Origin of the sequence: Ensifer sp. NPDC090286 (genome assembly GCF_044769565.1) — a bacterium.
In the GTDB taxonomy this organism is placed as follows: domain Bacteria; phylum Pseudomonadota; class Alphaproteobacteria; order Rhizobiales; family Rhizobiaceae; genus Ensifer.
Window position 1 is genome coordinate 270,600 of the sequence record NZ_JBIVYF010000004.1, and the last position, 17,544, is coordinate 288,143.

Here is a 17,544-nt window from a genome sequence, read left to right on the forward strand (position 1 = left end):
TCCGCCTGCGTAGTCGTGCAGCTCGATAAGGCAAACGCCAACGTCGCGGCCAACCGAGCATCTGCGGACGGGCTGGAACAACTATGCTCCCCAGAGGGTTTTCTATCGATCCATGTGCTGGCGACGAGGATGAAGATGGCCGTTGACAGGCTCTCAACGTATAAAAAGAAGCGCGATTTCAGGCAGACGCAGGAGCCGGAGGGCTTGGCCGCCGTCAAGCCGTCGAACCGGCTTCGCTTTGTTATCCAAAAACACGACGCCACCCGTCTGCATTACGATCTGCGCCTCGAACTCGATGGCGCTTTCAAATCCTGGGCCGTGACGAGGGGCCCGTCGCTCGATCCACAGGACAAGCGGCTTGCCGTCGAAGTCGAGGACCACCCACTCGACTATGGCGATTTCGAGGGCACGATCCCGAAGGGCCAATATGGCGGAGGCACGGTTATGCTTTGGGACCGCGGCTATTGGGAGCCCGAGGGCAACAAGTCGCCCGAAGAAGCACTGAAGAAGGGCGATCTGAAATTCGCCCTGCACGGCAAGCGGCTGCACGGCAGCTTCGTCCTCGTTCGGATGCGTCACGATCGCGACGGTGGAAAGCGGACCAATTGGCTGCTCATCAAGCACCATGACGCACACTCCGTCGAAAAAAACGGTGCCGCGATTCTCGACGACAACACGACCTCGGTTGCCTCGTCGCGAACAATGGAACAGATCGCCGCTGGCAAGGGGCGCAAGCCGAAACCGTTCATGACGGCCAGCGGCGACGTCGAAGCGGACGCTGTGTGGGATAGCAGGCAGGGTCTCGCCGCCGATGCGCGCAAGGTAAAGGCGCGCAAGGATACCATGATATCGGCCGCCGCCGATCTGCCGGACTTCATCCCGCCGCAACTTTGCCGAACGCTGGAGCGGCCGCCGACCGGCGAAAACTGGGTGCACGAGATCAAGTTCGATGGCTATCGAATTCAGATGAGGGTCGTCTCCGGCAAGGTGACACTCAAAACCCGCAAGGGTCTCGACTGGACGGCAAAGTATCCCGAAATCGCGAAGGCCGCCGCCGCGCTTCCGGACTGTATCGTTGATGGCGAGATTTGCGCGCTCGATGACAATGGGGCTCCCGACTTTGCAGCGCTCCAGGCCGCGCTTTCGGAAGGCACCACGGCCAACCTGGTGTATTTCGCGTTCGATCTGTTGTTCGATGGCGGCGACGATTTGCGGGATAAGCCTCTGACAGACCGCAAGGGTCGGCTGCACGAGCATTTTGCCGGTGGAGCCGACGATCCGCGCCTGCGCTTCGTCGAGCACTTCGAGACCGGCGGTGACGCGGTTCTTCGCTCGGCCTGCAAATTGTCGCTGGAAGGCATCGTCTCGAAGCAGGCTGACGCGCCCTATCGGTCAGGGCGCGCAGAAACCTGGGCAAAGTCGAAATGTCGGGCGGGCCATGAGGTCGTCATCGGCGGTTATGCCACGACGAACGGTAAATTCCGCTCGCTGATTGTCGGCATCAATCGGGGTGCGCATTTCGTCTATGTCGGCCGGGTCGGCACGGGCTTTGGTGCTAGGAAAGTCGCAAAGTTGTTGGCGAAGATGAAAGCCGTCGAGACGACAACGTCGCCCTTTACCGGCAACGCCGCACCGAAGAAGGAAAAGGAGGTCGTCTGGCTGAAGCCTGACCTGGTTGCGGAGATCGAGTTCGCTGGTTGGACTGCCGATGGCCTTGTTCGCCAGGCCGCGTTTAAGGGTCTACGGGAAGACAAGCCGGCCGCGGAGGTGGAAGCCGAAAAGCCGGCGTCACCGGCAACGACAGAGACCCCAGAACCAGCCGCGGTTGCAAAGGTAAAGCCCGCGCGCCGCAAAGGCACAAAAGAAGCAATTATGGGCGTGCTCATCTCCAACCCTGACAAGCCTTTGTGGCCGGATGCTGGCGGCGACGGCAACGCGATCACCAAGGAGGACCTCGCCCGGTATCACGAGGCCGTTGGTGCCTGGCTCATCGAACACGTGAAGGGGCGTCCCTGCTCGATCATCCGCGCGCCAGATGGGATCGGCGGCCAACAGTTCTTTCAACGACACGCCATGCCGGGCACCTCGAACCTGCTGGAATTGGTCAAGGTGGACGGTGACAAGAAACCCTACCTTCAAGTCGACCGCATCGAGGGTCTCGTCGCCATCGCCCAGATCGGCGGGATCGAACTGCACCCCTGGAACTGTGAACCGGGTAAACCTGACGTGCCTGGCCGCCTGGTGTTCGACCTCGACCCCGGGCCGGACGTGCCGTTCTCGACCGTCGTGGCGGCCGCGCGCGAGATGCGCGACCGGCTGGACCATCTCGGACTGGTCGGCTTCTGCAAGACCACTGGCGGCAAGGGGCTGCATGTCGTGACGCCGCTAGCCGTCAATGCCCGCAAGCCGCTTTCCTGGGCCGAGGCCAAGGGGTTTGCCCACGATGTGTGCCAGGCGATGGCCCGCGACAATCCGGACCTCTTTCTCATAAAGATGGCAAAGAGCCTGAGGGGCGGGCGCATCTTCCTCGATTATCTGCGCAACGATCGCATGGCGACGGCTGTCGCGCCGCTGTCGCCACGGGCGCGGCCGGGTGCCACCGTATCCATGCCTCTTACCTGGACCCAGGTGAAGTCCGATCTTGACCCCAAACGGTTCACGGTCCGCACAGTCCCGGCGCTGCTCGAAAAGACAAGCGCATGGGAAGATTACTGCGACGGTGAGCGACAGCTGGAGCAGGCGATCAAGCGGTTGGGCAAACAGAAGGCTGCGGCATGATTGGATCCCGGCAGAATTCGCCAGCGCTTGATCGCGCGGAGCAGGATATTGCAATCGATCGATTGGCGAGGCTTCGCCGGATCCGTGGTCTCGCGCGGTTGATGGACACGGCGCTGCGGATTCCGGGCACGCGCTTCTCGTTTGGCGCGGACGCCGTCATCGGCCTGATCCCCGGCATCGGCGACTTCGGCGCGGCCGCAGTCAGCCTCTTCATCGTCAACGAGGCGCGACGCCTCGGAGTGCCGAACGACAAGCTTCTCAAGATGTTGATCAATGTCGTTCTGGACGCGGCCGCAGGCAGCGTTCCCGTACTCGGCGACGTCTTTGACGTCTATTTCAAATCCAACCGTCGCAACTTGCAACTCATGCTGGATCATTTCGGTCTCGATCACGCCGAACTTGAACGATAGAAATGGTGAGGTGTGCGGCGTGACGCGGACGGATCGTCCTTTGGAAACCTCCGGCCATCCCTTCGATAGTGTACTGGAAAATCGTGGCTGGTTTGGCAAACGGTTCACCCCGGAGTTGCGGGCGGACGCGCTATTGTTCTGGACTGGAGAGCAGTGGCTGGCGGCGATGGATGCCAAGAAGGTACCCTAAGACTGGCGCTTGGCTTTTACGGCCTCGGCACGACGCGGGTCGCGCGAAATCTTTTCTCCACCTTCAGCGTCGCTTGCGGGCGAACGGTCGCCTCACTGACAACACGACCGTTCGACGGGGTCGCCAGCGCCGCCATGGTCTACGACGATCAGCCTGTCCTCGACCACATCCGTGGGATCGACGACAACCATGTTATGGGAGCGATGTTTATCAACGGACGATCGGCTAAACTTCTTCGAGAATGAGATTGATCCATCTCGCCGATGTGATTGCTTCGCCGGCACCGCGACCCAGACTGTCTAGCCTGCTGCCTCGGCAGGATAGGGCTTTACCGGCTTTTTGCGCGGGCCGAAGTGTTCCAGCGCCGCTAACGCCACGGCGTCCCATTGAGAGAGGACGTGTTTTGCGTCGTAGCGTCGGACGTTGGCCTGCGCATTCGCGGCGAGGCGGGTTCGAAGCGCGCTGTTGCCCATCACGTCGGACAGGGCGTCGGCGAGCGCTTTGATGTCGCCGCTCGGCACGAGGATGCCATCCTCGCCGTCCGCGATCATGTCAGTCGGGCCCCAGTCGCAGGCGAAGGAAACGACCGGGAGGCCGGCAGCCATGGCTTCGAGCAGGACGATACCCCAGCCCTCGTAGCGGGATGAGAGAACGAAGGCGTCGGCGGTTTCGAGCCAGAGGCCAGGCCTTTGCGTGAGACCCGGCATCTCCACCCGGTCGGTCAGCCCCAGCGCATCGCGTTGGGCTTCAAGCTCCGTCCTTGCTTCGCCTTCGCCCCAAATAACGAGCTTCCAGTCGGGATGCTGGTCGGCGATCCTGGCGAAGGCCTCCAGCAGCATATCGAAGCCTTTTTGCCGGGTCAGGCGGCCGACGGCGGTGAGCTTGTTGTTGCCGCGCCTGTTTTTCCAGCCGGCGGGCAGGTCGATGGCGTTGGGGATCACTCTTCCTTGGCGGCGGACATCAGGCGAGAAGTAGTCGAGCGCTCCCTTGGTCATCGTCACCAGCGCAAATGCGCGCGGATAAAGGCGAAGCTGCAGCCATTTCCAAATCGGGCCGAAGGGCTGCACCGCCGGATTGTTGCGCTCGGACACGATGACCGGAAGGCCAAGGCCACTGGTTGCCAGGAGCGTCAGTACGTTCGTTCGGGTGAGAAAGCTCAGGACGAAATCGGGACGGGAGCTGCGGATTGCCGAGCGCAGGAGACGGAGCCGCCGGATCACCAACCACGCAGCGTTTATCTTCGAGGCCATCCGCACCGGTACGTCGAGCCGCCTGAGGGCAACCCGCGGATCGAGCTTGTAGTAGGGTTCTGAGGCCGGGGCTTCGAGAGTAATCACCGTGACGGCGCAACCGAGCCGCGCCCAATGGCTGGCAACAAGGCTGACGACGTGTTCCGTGCCACCGGCGCCGAGGGCTGAAACGATGATGGTAATGCGCGCGCCGGCGATGCCGGCCGCTCCGACGATGTCGGCACCCTTACCCGGATCCAATTTTGCCTCCCACCTCCCTCTTTCAGTTCCTAAATTCGGGCAATCGGGCTGTCGCAGTGTTGCAAACGCGCTTCTGGAACAAGCGGCCGCGACGAGTCCGGGTCACCACGACAATCGCGCACGATACAATATATATCGTAAGACGATATAAATAAAGCGGTGTTCGCTTTCGTTGCCTGCGATCAAGAGATGGAACAAACGGATCGCGGTCGCTGGGCTTGGAAAGCTGTCGGCGGTTAAGCGGTCAGGGCTTGGAAACCGGACCTTTCGTCTGGAGATCGCCGAGCAGCTCTATCAAGCGCGGGGCCATATGACGGATCTCAGCGCGATGAATGGCGCTCAACCGTGTAAGGACGTCTTCGGCCTTGGCGGTAAGCGCGAGCGTTTGACGTCGCTTGTCGTGCGCATCGGTCTCGCGCGTAACATAGCCGCCCCCCACGAGCCGTTCGACGAGTTCGGATGCGGTGTGCCGCGCGACGACGAGGCGCTCGGACAAGATCCCGACTGTCATGGGGGTTTCGCCGCGATGGCCTTTGATGGCCAGCAGGGCCTGATGCTGCTGAGTTGGGAGCCCCTCTCGCTGCGCAGCCGACGCCGAAAAATCGGTGAATCGACGCAGGATGTAGCGCAGGTTGGCAAGAGCCTCGTAATCGGCATCGGTGAGTGCGTCTTGTTTCTTGGTCACAGACTTTGGCACCAGGAGTGTTTCACGGGTTATGTCCATAGCGCTCGCGGGCCAAGCTGCCAACACCGGCTTGATTTATGTCGTATTACGATATATCTGCCCTGCGAGCGATCGCGCTTCCCTTCAGCCGTCACACAGGTTTCCGATGTCACCGCCACTCTCCCGTCCGCATCCGCACGATTTCATGGGCGGTCTTGCTCGCCGCGAAGCAGGCGACTTCACCACCGACCGGCGTGTTCTCCTGCTGGTCGGGATGGCCTTTATCGTTGGAACCGGCGGCGCCTTCGCGGCCTGGTTCCTCGTCAATCTAATATCCCTTGTCACCAACGTCGTCTGGCTCGGGCGGGTGAGCACGCAGGAGGCGCGGATAGCCGACGTCGTCTTCTCACCCTGGATGGTGTTGATCCCGGTGGTGGGTGGCCTCGTCATCGGCCTGATGGCCCGCTTCGGGTCGGAGAAGATCCGGGGGCACGGCATACCGGAAGCGATAGAGGCCATCTTGATCGGCGGCAGCCGGATGTCGGCAAAGGTTGCCGTATTGAAGCCGCTGTCGTCAGCCCTTTCGATCGGCACGGGAGGCCCGTTCGGCGCAGAGGGGCCGATCATCATGACCGGTGGCGCCATCGGTTCGCTTTTTGCCCAGTTCTTCCACATGAGCGCAGCGGAGCGAAAGACGCTGTTGGTGGCAGGGGCGGCGGCCGGCATGACGACAATCTTCGGTTCACCCATCGCAGCCGTCATGCTCGCGGTCGAACTCCTATTGTTTGAATGGAAGCCCCGCAGCTTTATCCCCGTTGCAGTCTCGGCCTGTGTCGCCATCTCGTGGCGACCGCTTTTGTTCGTCGCTGGGCCGCTTTTTCCAACGCATTTCCGGACCGACCTTCCCTGGTGGGGGATTATGCTTTGTGCCGGAGTGGGGATAGTTGCGGGCCTTCAATCGGGTCTGCTGACGACCCTGCTCTACAAGATCGAAGATCTGTTCGAGAGATTGCCGATCCACTGGATGTGGTGGCCGGCGCTGGGCGGTCTTGCCGTCGGGCTCGGTGGCCTTCTCGAACCCCATGCTCTCGGTGTTGGTTACGACGTTATCGAGGGATTGCTGGAAAACAGCTTGCCCGCATCGACGGTGGTCGCCATTCTCCTGGTCAAGGCCACGATCTGGCTGATCGCTCTCTCGTCCGGTACGTCAGGGGGTGTGCTTGCTCCGTTGCTGATCCTCGGAGGCGCACTAGGATGGTTGATAGGCTTGTTGCTTCCCGGAGATCCTGGCTTCTGGGCACTCCTCGGCATGGCGGCAATGATGGGGGGCACGATGCGTGCGCCGCTGACGGGAACGTTCTTCGCGATCGAGATCACCGGCGATCTCAACACGCTCATTCCCTTGCTGGCGGCCACGGTTGCCGCTTATGCAGTGACCGTGCTTCTTTTGAGGCGCTCGATACTGACAGAGAAAATTGCCCGGAGAGGCCAGCACATCAGCCGTGAATACGGCGTCGATCCCTTCGAGTTCGCGCGGGCTCGCGACATCATGGTCAGCACCGTCGCTACGTTGCCGGCGACGATGTCGGTGCGGGAAGTGTGCGCACACTTTGCCGCTGCGGACGATGCTCACCGGACCTATCCGGTGGTTGACGAGGGTGGGGTCCTTGTCGGCATGGTTTCGCGTGCAGATGCGCTTAGGTGGCGGAGAGGTCCGGAAATCGGAACTGACCTGTTGGCAGACAAGGTGTCGGACAGTTCGATCCCGATCGGGCATCCCGACGACACCGTTGGTCACATCGCGGACATCATGATTTCGACCGATGCAGCGAGGATTCCGATCACCGATCCGGTATCGGGAGCCTTGCTCGGCCTTGTCGCCCGCAAGGACCTGCTTCGCCTCAGGCAGGCCCATAAATCCGCTGAACTGGAACGACGTCCCTTTCTTCGCAAGGCGTTTTGGGAGATTTGAACGGTGCGGTCGAAGACAAGGATTGGAGTTGCGTCTGCCGATTGAGTTCCGGCACCGTTTTCCGCCTAGGTTTCGATCCGTTCAAAACCAAACAACACGCCTCGCGCCGGCGCCAGGCGCCACAAGAATTTCACAGCACTCAGGCGGCGATGCAGATCGGTGCCACGCTCGCCTGGCCATCTGGTCGTGGCTGCGGAAGGCGCGTCGTCGATGGCCTTGATTGGCAGATACAAAACGAATACAAGGCTGCTCCAAACGCGTAAGGAGATATAATATCAAGAAGTTAGTTCAGGTCATTATCTTCGTTTCCGTTGCGATGGCGGTGATGATTGGTGGGCGGTGGTACATGTATGTCGCCTTGGGTGATAGTCCCTATGACGAAGTAGGAATCGCGCTGAATGGCTACATGCCTCTCCCCTTGAGAAGCTGGGGCTGCCGAAAAATGCAATCGAGATTCGAAGGGGAGCTCCCACCGTATGGGTGCAGTGCCCCTGACGGACGGAGCTGGCTCTGATCGCAATCACGTTGCAGGCTGGTTCCTCGCGGTTCGGCTCGGTGTACACGCCGCGGCCCTCCGCCAGTCCGCGATGTTTGCGAGATCTGGCAGCAATGTCTAACGCAACCCTGACGCGGCGGGCGGGCTCGCCGTCGTCACCGGCAACCATTCAAATCTAGCGATCCCAGCGGCTCGAACAGATCCTGGGCGGCATCGGCATCCAACGCCATGCCGCTTTATGTTACCGGCTTGCCGCGCAAGCAGCCACGATCGAAGTACTGTAAAGGGACGCTCATGCAGGAAAAGGCAAACCGTCGCGCTTCCTGACGTTTCGCTCGTCTCCGTTCCGTTACTTGCATCGCGGGGATACCGGCATCGGCAAAACAATGCCAAAATTTCAGGGCGGCCCTAGCCGCCCTTTCAAGCCCGATCAGCCGAACGTCTTGCCGTTCGAGATTTTGCCTGTTGATGGTGCTTTGTTCCCGCTGCGGTTTGGTCCCCAGGCAAGGTCAATTTGGCCGACCGATTTTAGCGAGGGCTTTTGCTCGACGGTCGTGGACGGTACAGCAGCAAGGGCAGAGCCCGCGATCGCGAGCGACGCTGCGGCGGCTATCATGATCTTCATTGGTCGTCTCCTTCGTTCGAAATCTCCCGGCTCTAAGCGGGGAGACTTGGCCTAGGACGATCGCCGAGCCGTTGACATACGGCAGCTGTCGTATTTCGACAGCGTGCGAGCTTGCGAAGCCTTCATATGGTTACCTCTTCCGTTCCTCCGCGAGCGCGTTGGCTTTTCGCGTGCTCGTCGAGCAGCGGGCGCAGCGCGATCGCTCCCGCACGATATCGGGTCTCGTAGAGTGCTTCCGCGCGTTTGCGTGCATCGAGCGCCTTTTTGAGGTGCTGGTGCTGGAGGGACAAGGCTGACCTGGATGAGAGCCCATTCGCGACTTCAATCAGGGCCTTCACCATCTTGGTTCGAAATGAAGTAACCGTCTCTTCGTATGCGACTTCCGAAACACGGACCTGCAGGTCCATCTCGCGCATGTTCAAAAACGGCAGAACAGCATTGGTGTCCAGCGTTGCGATCGGAATGGCAATGAGCCTGCACAACACCACCTTGTCAGCGCGGACCGGCTCTCGGCGGAAAAAAAGGGGCCGCATTGCCACGATAATCAGCGCGTCCGTACGGATCCCGCCATACTTGTAACTCCTACCATGTCCTCCACTCGCGATAGCCTCTTCCTGCCACAATCGCTGGAAACGATATGGAGGAAGGACATGCCGAAGTTCGCAGAAACGGCACCATCGGTGCTCAAGCGGGTGGATAGCCTCGCCGGACGGCTCGGCCTCGTTACGAGCGCAACCTTGGCCCCGACAGCCTGCTTCACCCGCCGGGTGTTCATATGCTCCGCTTGGCCGCTTTCCTGAGCCCTAGGAGCCTTTTTCACCTGCCGCCGTGGCTGAGCATATCCACAGCGCGCGGCACTATTTCGTCCCAACCCGAGGAGACTGACAATGAAACACGCTGCCGTTTCGCATGATGACTGGCTAGCCGCCCGTCGGGACTTGCTGAAGGCGGAAAAGGAGCTCACGCGTCATCGCGATGAGGTCGCTCGAAAGCGGCTGGAGCTCCCATGGAGGCGCATCGAGACGGAATATGTGTTCGATACGCTCGATGGCCCTCGCACGCTGGCTGATCTCTTCGAGGGACGATCTCAGCTTCTGGTGCAACACTTCATGTTCGCGCCGGGATGGAAGCAAGGCTGCCCGAGCTGCTCTTTCATGGCCGATCATACCGATGGTATGAACATGCACCTGGCCCCGCATGACGTAACCATGATCGCCGTTTCTCGGGCCCCACTTGCCGAGATCGAGCCCTTTCGCCAACGCATGGGGTGGCGGTTCCGCTGGGTGTCTTCGAATGGCAGCCCGTTCAACTTCGATTTTCGGGTCAGTTTCACGCCTGAGGAGGTCGCCAGCGGGCATATCGACTACAATTTCGGGCAATGGAGCGAGCTGGGCGAGGAATGGCCGGGCCTCAGCGCCTTTTTCAAGGACGAGGCCGGCAACGTCTTCCACACCTACTCCACTTTCGGTCGCGGCGTAGAGGTAATGATGGGTACCTATGCCCTTCTCGATCTCATGGCGAAAGGCCGTAACGAAGCCGAGGGGATGGAATGGGTGCGTCACCATGATCGATACTCATGACCGCCTCCCGAGACACAGCATAGCTACCGGTTTGTGAGAATATGGTGGGTTGCCGGATCCCTAGCGGGTTCCGGCAATTTGCTTTGAGCCCCGCCCAATCCAATCCTGGTTCTCTCAGCCGGTGAGCTTGTAGATCCTTATGGGCATTCCCCGATGCTCCGAGTGGTCAAAATTCCGCATGCATCTCGCGAAACAGGCGCGGAGCGATGCCGAATCGCCGTTCAAAAGCTTCGCAGAAGCGTGTCGCGGGCGAAAGGCCGACCTCGGCCGCCACCGATTTCAAGGAAAGTCCCCGACAAAGCAGCATGCGCGCGGCATCGAGGCGGGCCGTTTCGACGAAGCGGGCCGGGGACTGGCCGATGACCGCAACGAATCTTCGATGGAACGTCCGCTCGCTGAGCCCGGCACGCTCCGCCAGCCTTGGAACATCCAGCTGCGAACCGAGGTTAGCCAATATCCACCCAATCAGGTCCGCAAAAGGACTGTCGGCCTTTACCTGGGCGTGAAGTAGCGGGCTGAACTGCGACTGGTAGCCGGGGCGGCGTGCATAGAGCACGAGCCGCTTGGCAACCTCGCCGGCAATGTCGGCCGATACATCCTGCGCGACCATGGCGAGCGCCATGTCAATGCCGGTCGTCACGCCTGCGGAGGTCCATAGCCGGCGGTCGACGACGTAAAGCGCGTCCGGATCAACGCTGATGGCTGGAAAAGTTGCCGCGAGCGGGCCACAGGCATCCCAGTGGGTGGCGACGCGATGCCCGTCGAGCAGTCCGAGCCTTGCAAGGACGATCACCCCCGAACAGACAGAGCCGAACCGTTGCGCCTTGCCGACAAGTTCCGGGAGCCAGGCCTGCCAGGCGGGGTCTGCCAGAACCGGCAGCAGATGCTCCCTTTCGGCGCCGGCGACAAGAAGCGTATCGACCCCCTCTCGGGCGCACGCCTCCAAGCTTCGGGTAAGCACGGCAATACCGCTACTACTCGTCACCGTTCCACCCGCTGGCGATACCAGGTCGACCGTATAGAAGGGCGGCTTGCCGCTATGGCCAAGGGCGCGGTTGGCGCCGGTGAAAACCGAGATCGGCCCGGCCGTGTCGAGCAGCTCGAAGCCGGGATAGACGGCGAAGGTGAGACGATGCATTGGCAGAAAATACGACATTTCTGTCATTCCCGCCAGAAAATGCGCGCGATACCCTGAAGATTGCAGCAAGCAGATCGGAGTGCCGATGTTCATGCGCTATTTTCTTCCCGCGGGTCTGGCCCTTCTTGCGATACCGTTTGTGGGCTTCGGCCTTTGGTTGGCGACCCTGCAGGCCGCACCCGCAACCTTTGCGCCGCCGGCCATTTCGAGGGCCGAAACGGAGGTCATGCTGTCGGCGCTGAAGCCGCCAAAGCGTGCCCGACCGCTCATTGCCGTCGTCGGAATAAACGACGCAACGGAAACGACGGACTATCTGATGCCCGTGGGAATTCTGCGCCGAGCGGACATCGCCGATGTGACGACCCTCTCGAGCGGATCCGGTTCGGTCAAACTCTATCCGGCGCTCACCATCGAGGCCGACGCAACGATCGCGGCCTTCGACGCGCTTCATCCCAAGGGAGCCGACTATGTGATCGTTCCGGCGATGAGCCGTGATGACGACCCGGTGGTAACAGTCTGGCTGCGTAAGCAGGCTGAGGGTGGGGCCATCATCATCGCGATCTGCGCCGGCGCGAAGGTTGTCGCCAGTGCCGGACTGCTCGACGGCGGCCGAGCGACGACCCATTGGTACTATCTCGGTGAACTGCTGAAGCGCCACCCGTCGATCCGCTACGTTGCCGACCGGCGTATGGTGTTGGACCGGGGGATAGCGACCACCACGGGCATTACCGCCTCAATGCCGATGATGCTGACTCTGATCGAGGTTATTGCCGGGCGCGGCAAGGCAGAGGCGGTTGCCCGCGCCCTCCGGCAGGAGGGCTGGAGCGCCGGGCATGACAGCGGCTCCTTCCGCTTTACGCGCCCATTCGTTGCGACTGTGTTGGGCAATCGTATTGCATTCTGGAACCGTGATCGTTTCGGCGTGGCGCTCGAGCCGGGAATGGATGAAGTCTCGCTCGCGCTCGTCGCTGACGCCTGGTCGCGCACCTATCGCTCGAGCGTCGAGATTTTCGCGGCCTCGCCCACGGCCGTGACGACGCGCAACGGCGTGCGCGTCCTTCCTGACCAGGTTGTCGTTTCCTGGGCGGGCGAGCGGCTGATGCCGGACAAGCCGCCGGCCGAGGCTCTGGACAGCACCTTGCAGGAGATAGCAGCCCGTCATGGGCAGGGAACCGCTGATGTGGTTGCCATGCAGCTCGAATATCCGCAACAGGGCAAAGGGCGATGAAGGCGTTGATCGCAGGCGCCGGCATTGGCGGGCTGACCGCGGCCCTCTTCCTGCACAGAGCGGGGTTCGAAGTTGAGATATTCGAGCGTGCCGACGCTGTACGCGAGCTCGGCGTCGGCATCAATTTGCTGCCGCACGCCGTCGGCCTTCTGGCCGACCTCGGGCTGATGGACGCGCTTGACGCGGCAGGAATCCGCACGCGCGAATTGATCTATGCGAACCGTTTTGGCCAGATCATCTGGCAGGAATTGCGCGGTATCGAGGCCGGCCATGCCGTGCCGCAGTTCAGCATTCATCGCGGCAGGCTGTTGGGCCTTGTCCACGACGCCGTCATCGACCGGCTGGGGCAGGGGAGCATCCGCACAGGATGCCGCGTGCACGGCTTCCAACAGGACGACCAAAGCGTGACCGTCCACTTGTCTGAAGGCGGAAAGGCATCGCTGGCGCGAGGCGACCTACTGATCGGTGCCGACGGCATTCATTCGACCGTGCGCGCAGCGCTATATCCGGAAGAAGGTTTGCCGGTCTGGAACGGTGTCATGCTTTGGCGCGGCGCAACGCGCTGGCCGATATGGCGGGACGGTCGCACTATGGCGATCGCCGGCGGCAACCACGCCAAATTCGTTTTCTATCCGATCGGGGAGGACCCGGACGACCCAGCCATGTGCCTCACCAACTGGGCTGTGATGGCCCGCAGTTATTCGCTGCAAGCGGGCCGCACCCTTGGGGACTGGAGCCGTCCGGGAGACCTTGCACAAGTCTTACCCTTTGTGCGGGATCGTTTCCGCCTGGAATACGTCGATCCGGCGGAGATCATTCGCGCCACCGGCGGGTTTTATGAATATCCCAACTGCGACCGGGAGCCGCTGCCACGCTGGTCGTTCAGGCGCATCACGTTACTGGGAGACGCTGCCCACCCAATGTATCCGGTGGGCTCGAACGGCGCGAGCCAGGCTATCCTCGATGCCCACTCGCTGGCGCAGCATCTGCGAACCGATACATCGGTCGAGATCGCGCTCGGCGCCTACGATAGCGAGCGCCGTCCGCCCACATCGGAAATCGTCCTGTCAAACCGCAAGGGTGGGCCGGAACGCGTGATCGACCTCATTGAGGCACGCGCACCCGACGGTTTCGACGACATCGAGGCGGTCGCATCCCACGAGGAGCGCGAGCAGGTCGTGCGCGGCTACGCGAGCCTTGCCGGGTTTGCCGCGGGCAATCCGCAAGGTGGGGCCGGCGCGGACGACCTCGAAAGGTTCTAGGGAGGACCCATGACCGATCAATCGAAACCACTCTGCGGCGGGGATGACGTGCGCCGGATGTTGTCGGCGGAGGTGGTCGCGGCGCTGACAAGCAATAGATAACGCCGGCGCAGCCCAGAAAGAGCGAAATCATCCTTCAGCAAGTGCAGGATTGGCATTGCGGGGTGTCGGTCGCCGTCGAGAAGACGCCGGCTGGGGCGCCCGCAGTAACCATCGGAGGGGGCGGCGGCTTCGTCAGCGATCCGGCCTGGCAACTGACGACGATCCTCATGACCCAGCGCATGTCGGACGGCGCCAAGCCTACGGTGACCTTCAATCTTTGTGACGACGATGCGCGAAGGCTCTCCGGATGACTCTCGAAACCTACGCCGCCTATGCGGCCATCTGCCTCGTCGCGACGATAATGCCGGGGCCGACCAATATGATGATACTCGCCAACGCGATGCGCCATGGCGTCCGTGCCGGTCTCCTGAATGTCGGGGGGACGATCGCTGGCCTCGCCGTCATGATCACGATATCCGGTCTCGGCCTGGCATCCCTCATTGCGCTGGCCGGTCACTGGCTCGACTGGGTCAGGCTGGGAGGGGCAGCTTACCTGTGCTGGATGGGCTGGAAGATGATCCGAGATCAGGGTACGTCCCTGGAGAACCGGCAGCCAGCGCCTCCGCGCAGGGGATTTTTTCTGCAGGGTCTATTCGTCTCCCTAAGCAACCCGAAACAGCTCCTGTTCTTCGGCGCACTCCTGCCGCAGTTCATCGATCCCACCCTTAATCAAGTGTGGCAGATGGTGATCTTCGGCGGGACTGCGATCGTCTTCTGTGTGCTCTCGGACGGCAGCTATGCCTTCGTCGCCGGGTACATCGGGCGGAGATTGAACCCGATGGCAAGACGGAACCTTGGCCGTATTGGAGGGGCCGTGTTGATAGTGGGCGGTGTCTGGCTCGCTTCCGCACGTGGTCGGTAGAGTGGCGTGATCGTACTGGTGCCGTCACCGGCGATTTCGGGGCTGAGGCACGGTCGCGCTCCTCAGCCCCGACCGCTTTGCGCGCGGCACGCAATCTTGCGCGCTCGCCTTACTGCCGCGCGGGCCATGGATCGTAAAGGAGCGTCAGGCGGCAGAGACCTTGTCGGCTCGAACGCGATAACATCGGCCGAGCTTCGAGGCCTCACTTGCCCGTCATCAGAGGACCAAAAAAGTATGGCCCCGTCGGGGGCGCGACGAGGCCAGAGGCTCTTATCGAGGAGACTTCACTGGGGGACATCTGTGAAGCCTTGCGCCTGACCCGATCGGGGAAACGGGATCAAGACAATGCAGGAACGCGCGCATTGGGAAATCGTTCCGGGCCTTGCAAGAAAAGATGGCGCGAAAGGTGGCCTGAGGGCCAGAAGATTTGATCGGAAGTCAGCACAGCAAGAATGGATCCGGTGATCTGGCGCCTGTTGCGGATTGGTTCCGATAGGCGCGGGATGTCAGAAATCTAGTAAAAAAGCGGCTCGTTCAGTTTACCGAGCAACACCAGGACATCTGCCTGCAGATCCAGGCAGGTTTGCTGATAGTTGGCTATCAGCGCTTCGCGACGAGGAAGCTCCCGTTGGAGGTCGGCGAGCTTTGATGAGGCTCGAGCGTATTCCTCGAAAAGACCATACAGCCGGTGATCTCTGGCGTCGCGCAACTGTTTGCGATGGCGTGGCAAAGACAGAGCCAGCCGTGCTCGACCCAATTGCATCAATCCCATGGTGTACCCTCGGTCCTGCGCGGCGAAAAAGAGGCCCCAACTGGAGATGGGGCTAAGGAGTTTGATGCATGCGTGGGCCCGGAGGGATGGAAACACGCTAGGCCCGCGGTACGAACGCCTGACTTTGGAAGAGGTTCCGCCGCCGCTTGCTTTTCGTCTCGTTCACATAAAGCGACTGGGCTGATCTTCGGTTATGGGGCCTTCCCACCCTTCCATTTCGCCATTCCAGTTCCTCTGAAGTGTCACGATCCTGTCCACCGTTTTCGGCTGTCGTCGGCAGAATGCCTCCCCTGTGCTTGCATGAATTCCTTCGCCGACGTGCCCATGATGGGCCATCCAGGCAGAATGGCTGGGTTCTGCCTTCGAGCGAGCTTGGAACATTCCTCGGGCATCTGCCGTTGAAGTTGGCCAAGCCGGAGGAACTTTATGGCACACTACAAGAAGAATATTGGCAGCGCCCGTCGACGCGTTGCCGCCGGACAGGCCTACGAACTCAACTACTTCAAGCGCAAGCACGGGCTCACAATGGAGCAGGCCCGCGATATCATCAAGGAAGCGGGCGACTCGCGAGAGAAAGCAAACGCGTTGGCTGAGGAGCGCAAAAAGGTTTAACGCTTACGTTTCGCCAGAATTTGAGGGCTACTACGCTGCGCTCGGTACATTTCCGGGTCCAGTTGGTCGACGTCGCCGGGGCCCGAGCGGCTGTGGCCGCATAGCCTCGGACAATGTTAGCCCCAAATTGAGCGCAACCGTTGAAGCTCATGCTCGTGGAGGCTTTGAGCCGCGGCGGAGCCAGCACACACGGAGGCCTTCTTCATGAAGGCGGACGAAGGCGCCGCACTTGGAAAGTGTGCGTTGCCAGGCCCGCGTCGTAGATCTGGGTGTGGATGCTGCGACATCAGCTGTTCCTATCGACGCAAGTAGCTTCAGGCGCCGATAGAACCGGCTACTTCGACCGCTGCCGTCTCGCGTCGCGCTCTTCATGTGCACTCTGCAGCATGGCGCTTGATCGCCGAGCGGCCTTTTCGCATCGGGCGTGTAGCGCATCGAGCTCCTTGTCAGTCAACTTCTCAATGCCGACGAATTCATTCTCGGCATCTGTGAACAGAATGATCTCATCGAGCTTTGCTTGGAGCGCGGCGCCATCACGATTTTGCGTATTTTGAATGAGAAACACCATCAGAAACGTGACAATGGTCGTGCCCGTATTGATCACCAGCTGCCAAGTCTCTGAAAAACCAAACACGGGGCCTGAAAAAGCCCACGCGAGAACCGTCATGACGCAGACGATAAAGGCGAAAGGGCTGCCTGTCGCATGTGCGGTTGCCGTGGCGAATTTTGCGAAGAATCGATCCATGACCCAACCTCCGTGACGAGCATTCCTTTCCTGCTTGCCCGGGATGCACATTCAAACAAGACTCTCAGGTGCTTGTTCCCCCGCGTCGTAGCGTTTTGAGCGTACGGTCGCCAACGGTCGGGAAAATCAAGGTGATTTGACTTGCCCTTGCGCTTCATGGTTCCAGCCAATATTGGTGCCCTTGATCATCCAGGCGCCGGTTGTCTCGGCTGCAGCGTACTGTCCAATCTTCGAGCCCTGACCAGGCCTCGGATTTCCGCAGTTGGCCGCTCAAGGCGACAAGCTGAGAGCCGTCTAATTAAGATTGGCTCAAACGCTCTGGTTTCCGTCGTCGAGGATCGGAAGTGACCCCTCAATCGCTGCGCCAATGAAGGCTTTGCGTGAAAGATCGAGCGCTTCGCCGCGTTCCAATGCGCCATAGCAACGGTTCCGTGCGCGCTCATAGAACCACCCGCCCTGGGGCAGCTCGCTTAAATATTGCAGTGCTTCCTGTGGTCCGTTGATGCAGCGCTCGCCATGCGTGCCGATCCTGACGGGGTGATCCCAAAAAATGGCTTCCATTTCCGTTGCCTCCGGTTCGGCAGAAAACCTCCGGGGTGACGCATTGTTCCATCCATC

General features: G+C 61.0%; 20 protein-coding genes. 12 read left to right on the forward strand and 8 right to left on the reverse strand.

All coding sequences use genetic code 11. The annotated features are described in order from the left end of the window. Positions 1–135: 135 nt before the first annotated feature. Genes ligD through ACIQUG_RS21925 form a run of 4 tightly spaced genes read left to right on the forward strand, consistent with a single transcriptional unit; the run spans position 136 to position 3,623 of the window. Positions 136–2,778 (forward strand): DNA ligase D, encoded by a 2,643-nt coding sequence (gene ligD, locus ACIQUG_RS21910; RefSeq protein ID WP_402324079.1) that lies wholly within the window; start codon positions 136–138, stop codon positions 2,776–2,778. After that, the gene (locus ACIQUG_RS21915; RefSeq protein WP_402324080.1) at positions 2,775–3,188 is read left to right on the forward strand and encodes a DUF4112 domain-containing protein; all 414 of its coding nucleotides are present in this window, start codon (positions 2,775–2,777) and stop codon (positions 3,186–3,188) included. The genes ligD and ACIQUG_RS21915 overlap by 4 nt, the downstream gene beginning before the upstream one ends. 19 nt (positions 3,189–3,207) lie before the next feature. Next, positions 3,208–3,378: a GXWXG domain-containing protein gene (locus tag ACIQUG_RS21920; RefSeq protein ID WP_402324081.1), complete on the forward strand. Its 171-nt coding sequence runs from the start codon at positions 3,208–3,210 to the stop codon at positions 3,376–3,378. Continuing rightward, entirely contained in the window at positions 3,342–3,623 is a 282-nt protein-coding gene (locus ACIQUG_RS21925; protein ID WP_402324082.1) for a DUF4334 domain-containing protein, read from the forward strand. The genes ACIQUG_RS21920 and ACIQUG_RS21925 overlap by 37 nt, the downstream gene beginning before the upstream one ends. Positions 3,624–3,677: 54 nt before the next feature. Here ACIQUG_RS21925 and ACIQUG_RS21930 read toward each other — a convergent pair whose 3' ends face one another. Further along, positions 3,678–4,868, reverse strand: coding sequence for a glycosyltransferase family 4 protein (locus ACIQUG_RS21930; protein ID WP_402324084.1), 1,191 nt, complete (start codon positions 4,866–4,868; stop codon positions 3,678–3,680). 244 nt (positions 4,869–5,112) lie between these two features. Further along, entirely contained in the window at positions 5,113–5,553 is a 441-nt protein-coding gene (locus ACIQUG_RS21935; protein WP_402324085.1) for a MarR family winged helix-turn-helix transcriptional regulator, read from the reverse strand. Between the two features lie 145 nt (positions 5,554–5,698). Between ACIQUG_RS21935 and ACIQUG_RS21940 the strand changes: the two genes are divergently transcribed. Further along, on the forward strand, positions 5,699–7,504 hold the full coding sequence (locus ACIQUG_RS21940) for a chloride channel protein (protein ID WP_402324621.1): 1,806 nt from the start codon (positions 5,699–5,701) through the stop codon (positions 7,502–7,504). Continuing rightward, complete coding sequence (locus tag ACIQUG_RS21945) at positions 7,501–7,767, forward strand: hypothetical protein (protein ID WP_402324086.1); 267 nt, start codon at positions 7,501–7,503, stop codon at positions 7,765–7,767. The genes ACIQUG_RS21940 and ACIQUG_RS21945 overlap by 4 nt, the downstream gene beginning before the upstream one ends. Positions 7,768–8,430: 663 nt before the next feature. On the opposite strand, the gene ACIQUG_RS21950 is transcribed toward ACIQUG_RS21945, so the two are convergent. Then, on the reverse strand, positions 8,431–8,625 hold the full coding sequence (locus ACIQUG_RS21950; protein WP_402324088.1) for a hypothetical protein: 195 nt from the start codon (positions 8,623–8,625) through the stop codon (positions 8,431–8,433). Between the two features lie 122 nt (positions 8,626–8,747). After that, entirely contained in the window at positions 8,748–9,164 is a 417-nt protein-coding gene (locus ACIQUG_RS21955) for a hypothetical protein (RefSeq protein ID WP_402324091.1), read from the reverse strand. 348 nt (positions 9,165–9,512) lie between these two features. Here ACIQUG_RS21955 and ACIQUG_RS21960 point away from each other — a divergent pair, with 348 nt between their 5' ends. Further along, positions 9,513–10,205: a DUF899 domain-containing protein gene (locus ACIQUG_RS21960; protein WP_402324092.1), complete on the forward strand. Its 693-nt coding sequence runs from the start codon at positions 9,513–9,515 to the stop codon at positions 10,203–10,205. A gap of 166 nt (positions 10,206–10,371) precedes the next feature. Here ACIQUG_RS21960 and ACIQUG_RS21965 read toward each other — a convergent pair whose 3' ends face one another. Further along, positions 10,372–11,361 (reverse strand): GlxA family transcriptional regulator, encoded by a 990-nt coding sequence (locus ACIQUG_RS21965; protein ID WP_402324093.1) that lies wholly within the window; start codon positions 11,359–11,361, stop codon positions 10,372–10,374. Between the two features lie 67 nt (positions 11,362–11,428). Here ACIQUG_RS21965 and ACIQUG_RS21970 point away from each other — a divergent pair, with 67 nt between their 5' ends. From ACIQUG_RS21970 to ACIQUG_RS21985, 4 genes are all read left to right on the forward strand, one after another. Beyond that, a complete protein-coding gene (locus ACIQUG_RS21970; RefSeq protein ID WP_402324095.1) occupies positions 11,429–12,571 on the forward strand; it encodes a DJ-1/PfpI family protein in 1,143 nt (380 codons plus the stop codon). Continuing rightward, positions 12,568–13,833: a flavin-dependent oxidoreductase gene (locus ACIQUG_RS21975; RefSeq protein ID WP_402324096.1), complete on the forward strand. Its 1,266-nt coding sequence runs from the start codon at positions 12,568–12,570 to the stop codon at positions 13,831–13,833. The genes ACIQUG_RS21970 and ACIQUG_RS21975 overlap by 4 nt, the downstream gene beginning before the upstream one ends. Before the next feature lie 164 nt (positions 13,834–13,997). After that, entirely contained in the window at positions 13,998–14,186 is a 189-nt protein-coding gene (locus tag ACIQUG_RS21980) for a hypothetical protein (RefSeq protein ID WP_402324097.1), read from the forward strand. Then, positions 14,183–14,797 (forward strand): LysE family translocator, encoded by a 615-nt coding sequence (locus ACIQUG_RS21985; protein ID WP_402324098.1) that lies wholly within the window; start codon positions 14,183–14,185, stop codon positions 14,795–14,797. Before ACIQUG_RS21980 ends, ACIQUG_RS21985 begins: the two co-directional genes overlap by 4 nt. Before the next feature lie 514 nt (positions 14,798–15,311). Here ACIQUG_RS21985 and ACIQUG_RS21990 read toward each other — a convergent pair. Continuing rightward, positions 15,312–15,569: a hypothetical protein gene (locus ACIQUG_RS21990; RefSeq protein ID WP_402324099.1), complete on the reverse strand. Its 258-nt coding sequence runs from the start codon at positions 15,567–15,569 to the stop codon at positions 15,312–15,314. A gap of 426 nt (positions 15,570–15,995) precedes the next feature. On the opposite strand from ACIQUG_RS21990, the gene ACIQUG_RS21995 reads away from it, so the two are divergent. Further along, complete coding sequence (locus tag ACIQUG_RS21995; RefSeq protein ID WP_402324100.1) at positions 15,996–16,181, forward strand: DUF3606 domain-containing protein; 186 nt, start codon at positions 15,996–15,998, stop codon at positions 16,179–16,181. Between the two features lie 334 nt (positions 16,182–16,515). On the opposite strand, the gene ACIQUG_RS22000 is transcribed toward ACIQUG_RS21995, so the two are convergent. Together ACIQUG_RS22000 and ACIQUG_RS22005 are read right to left on the reverse strand one after the other, a co-directional pair. Next, positions 16,516–16,926 carry a low affinity iron permease family protein gene (locus ACIQUG_RS22000; protein ID WP_402324101.1) on the reverse strand — a complete coding sequence of 137 codons (411 nt, stop codon included), beginning with the start codon at positions 16,924–16,926 and terminating at the stop codon, positions 16,516–16,518. Between the two features lie 309 nt (positions 16,927–17,235). Further along, positions 17,236–17,487 (reverse strand): DUF982 domain-containing protein, encoded by a 252-nt coding sequence (locus ACIQUG_RS22005; RefSeq protein ID WP_402324103.1) that lies wholly within the window; start codon positions 17,485–17,487, stop codon positions 17,236–17,238. Positions 17,488–17,544: the final 57 nt, after the last annotated feature.

What these genes read in the sequence shown, in the direction of transcription:
- ligD (WP_402324079.1), top strand. Translation starts at nt 136, where the DNA reads ATGGCCGTTGACAGGCTCTCAACGTATAAAAAGAAGCGCGATTTCAGG.
- ACIQUG_RS21915 (WP_402324080.1), top strand. Translation starts at nt 2,775, where the DNA reads ATGATTGGATCCCGGCAGAATTCGCCAGCGCTTGATCGCGCGGAGCAG.
- ACIQUG_RS21940 (WP_402324621.1), top strand. Translation starts at nt 5,699, where the DNA reads ATGTCACCGCCACTCTCCCGTCCGCATCCGCACGATTTCATGGGCGGT.
- ACIQUG_RS21950 (WP_402324088.1), bottom strand. Translation starts at nt 8,625, where the DNA reads ATGAAGATCATGATAGCCGCCGCAGCGTCGCTCGCGATCGCGGGCTCT.
- ACIQUG_RS21960 (WP_402324092.1), top strand. Translation starts at nt 9,513, where the DNA reads ATGAAACACGCTGCCGTTTCGCATGATGACTGGCTAGCCGCCCGTCGG.
- ACIQUG_RS21965 (WP_402324093.1), bottom strand. Translation starts at nt 11,361, where the DNA reads ATGTCGTATTTTCTGCCAATGCATCGTCTCACCTTCGCCGTCTATCCC.
- ACIQUG_RS21970 (WP_402324095.1), top strand. Translation starts at nt 11,429, where the DNA reads ATGTTCATGCGCTATTTTCTTCCCGCGGGTCTGGCCCTTCTTGCGATA.
- ACIQUG_RS21975 (WP_402324096.1), top strand. Translation starts at nt 12,568, where the DNA reads ATGAAGGCGTTGATCGCAGGCGCCGGCATTGGCGGGCTGACCGCGGCC.
- ACIQUG_RS21985 (WP_402324098.1), top strand. Translation starts at nt 14,183, where the DNA reads ATGACTCTCGAAACCTACGCCGCCTATGCGGCCATCTGCCTCGTCGCG.
- ACIQUG_RS21990 (WP_402324099.1), bottom strand. Translation starts at nt 15,569, where the DNA reads ATGGGATTGATGCAATTGGGTCGAGCACGGCTGGCTCTGTCTTTGCCA.
- ACIQUG_RS21995 (WP_402324100.1), top strand. Translation starts at nt 15,996, where the DNA reads ATGGCACACTACAAGAAGAATATTGGCAGCGCCCGTCGACGCGTTGCC.
- ACIQUG_RS22000 (WP_402324101.1), bottom strand. Translation starts at nt 16,926, where the DNA reads ATGGATCGATTCTTCGCAAAATTCGCCACGGCAACCGCACATGCGACA.
- ACIQUG_RS22005 (WP_402324103.1), bottom strand. Translation starts at nt 17,487, where the DNA reads ATGGAAGCCATTTTTTGGGATCACCCCGTCAGGATCGGCACGCATGGC.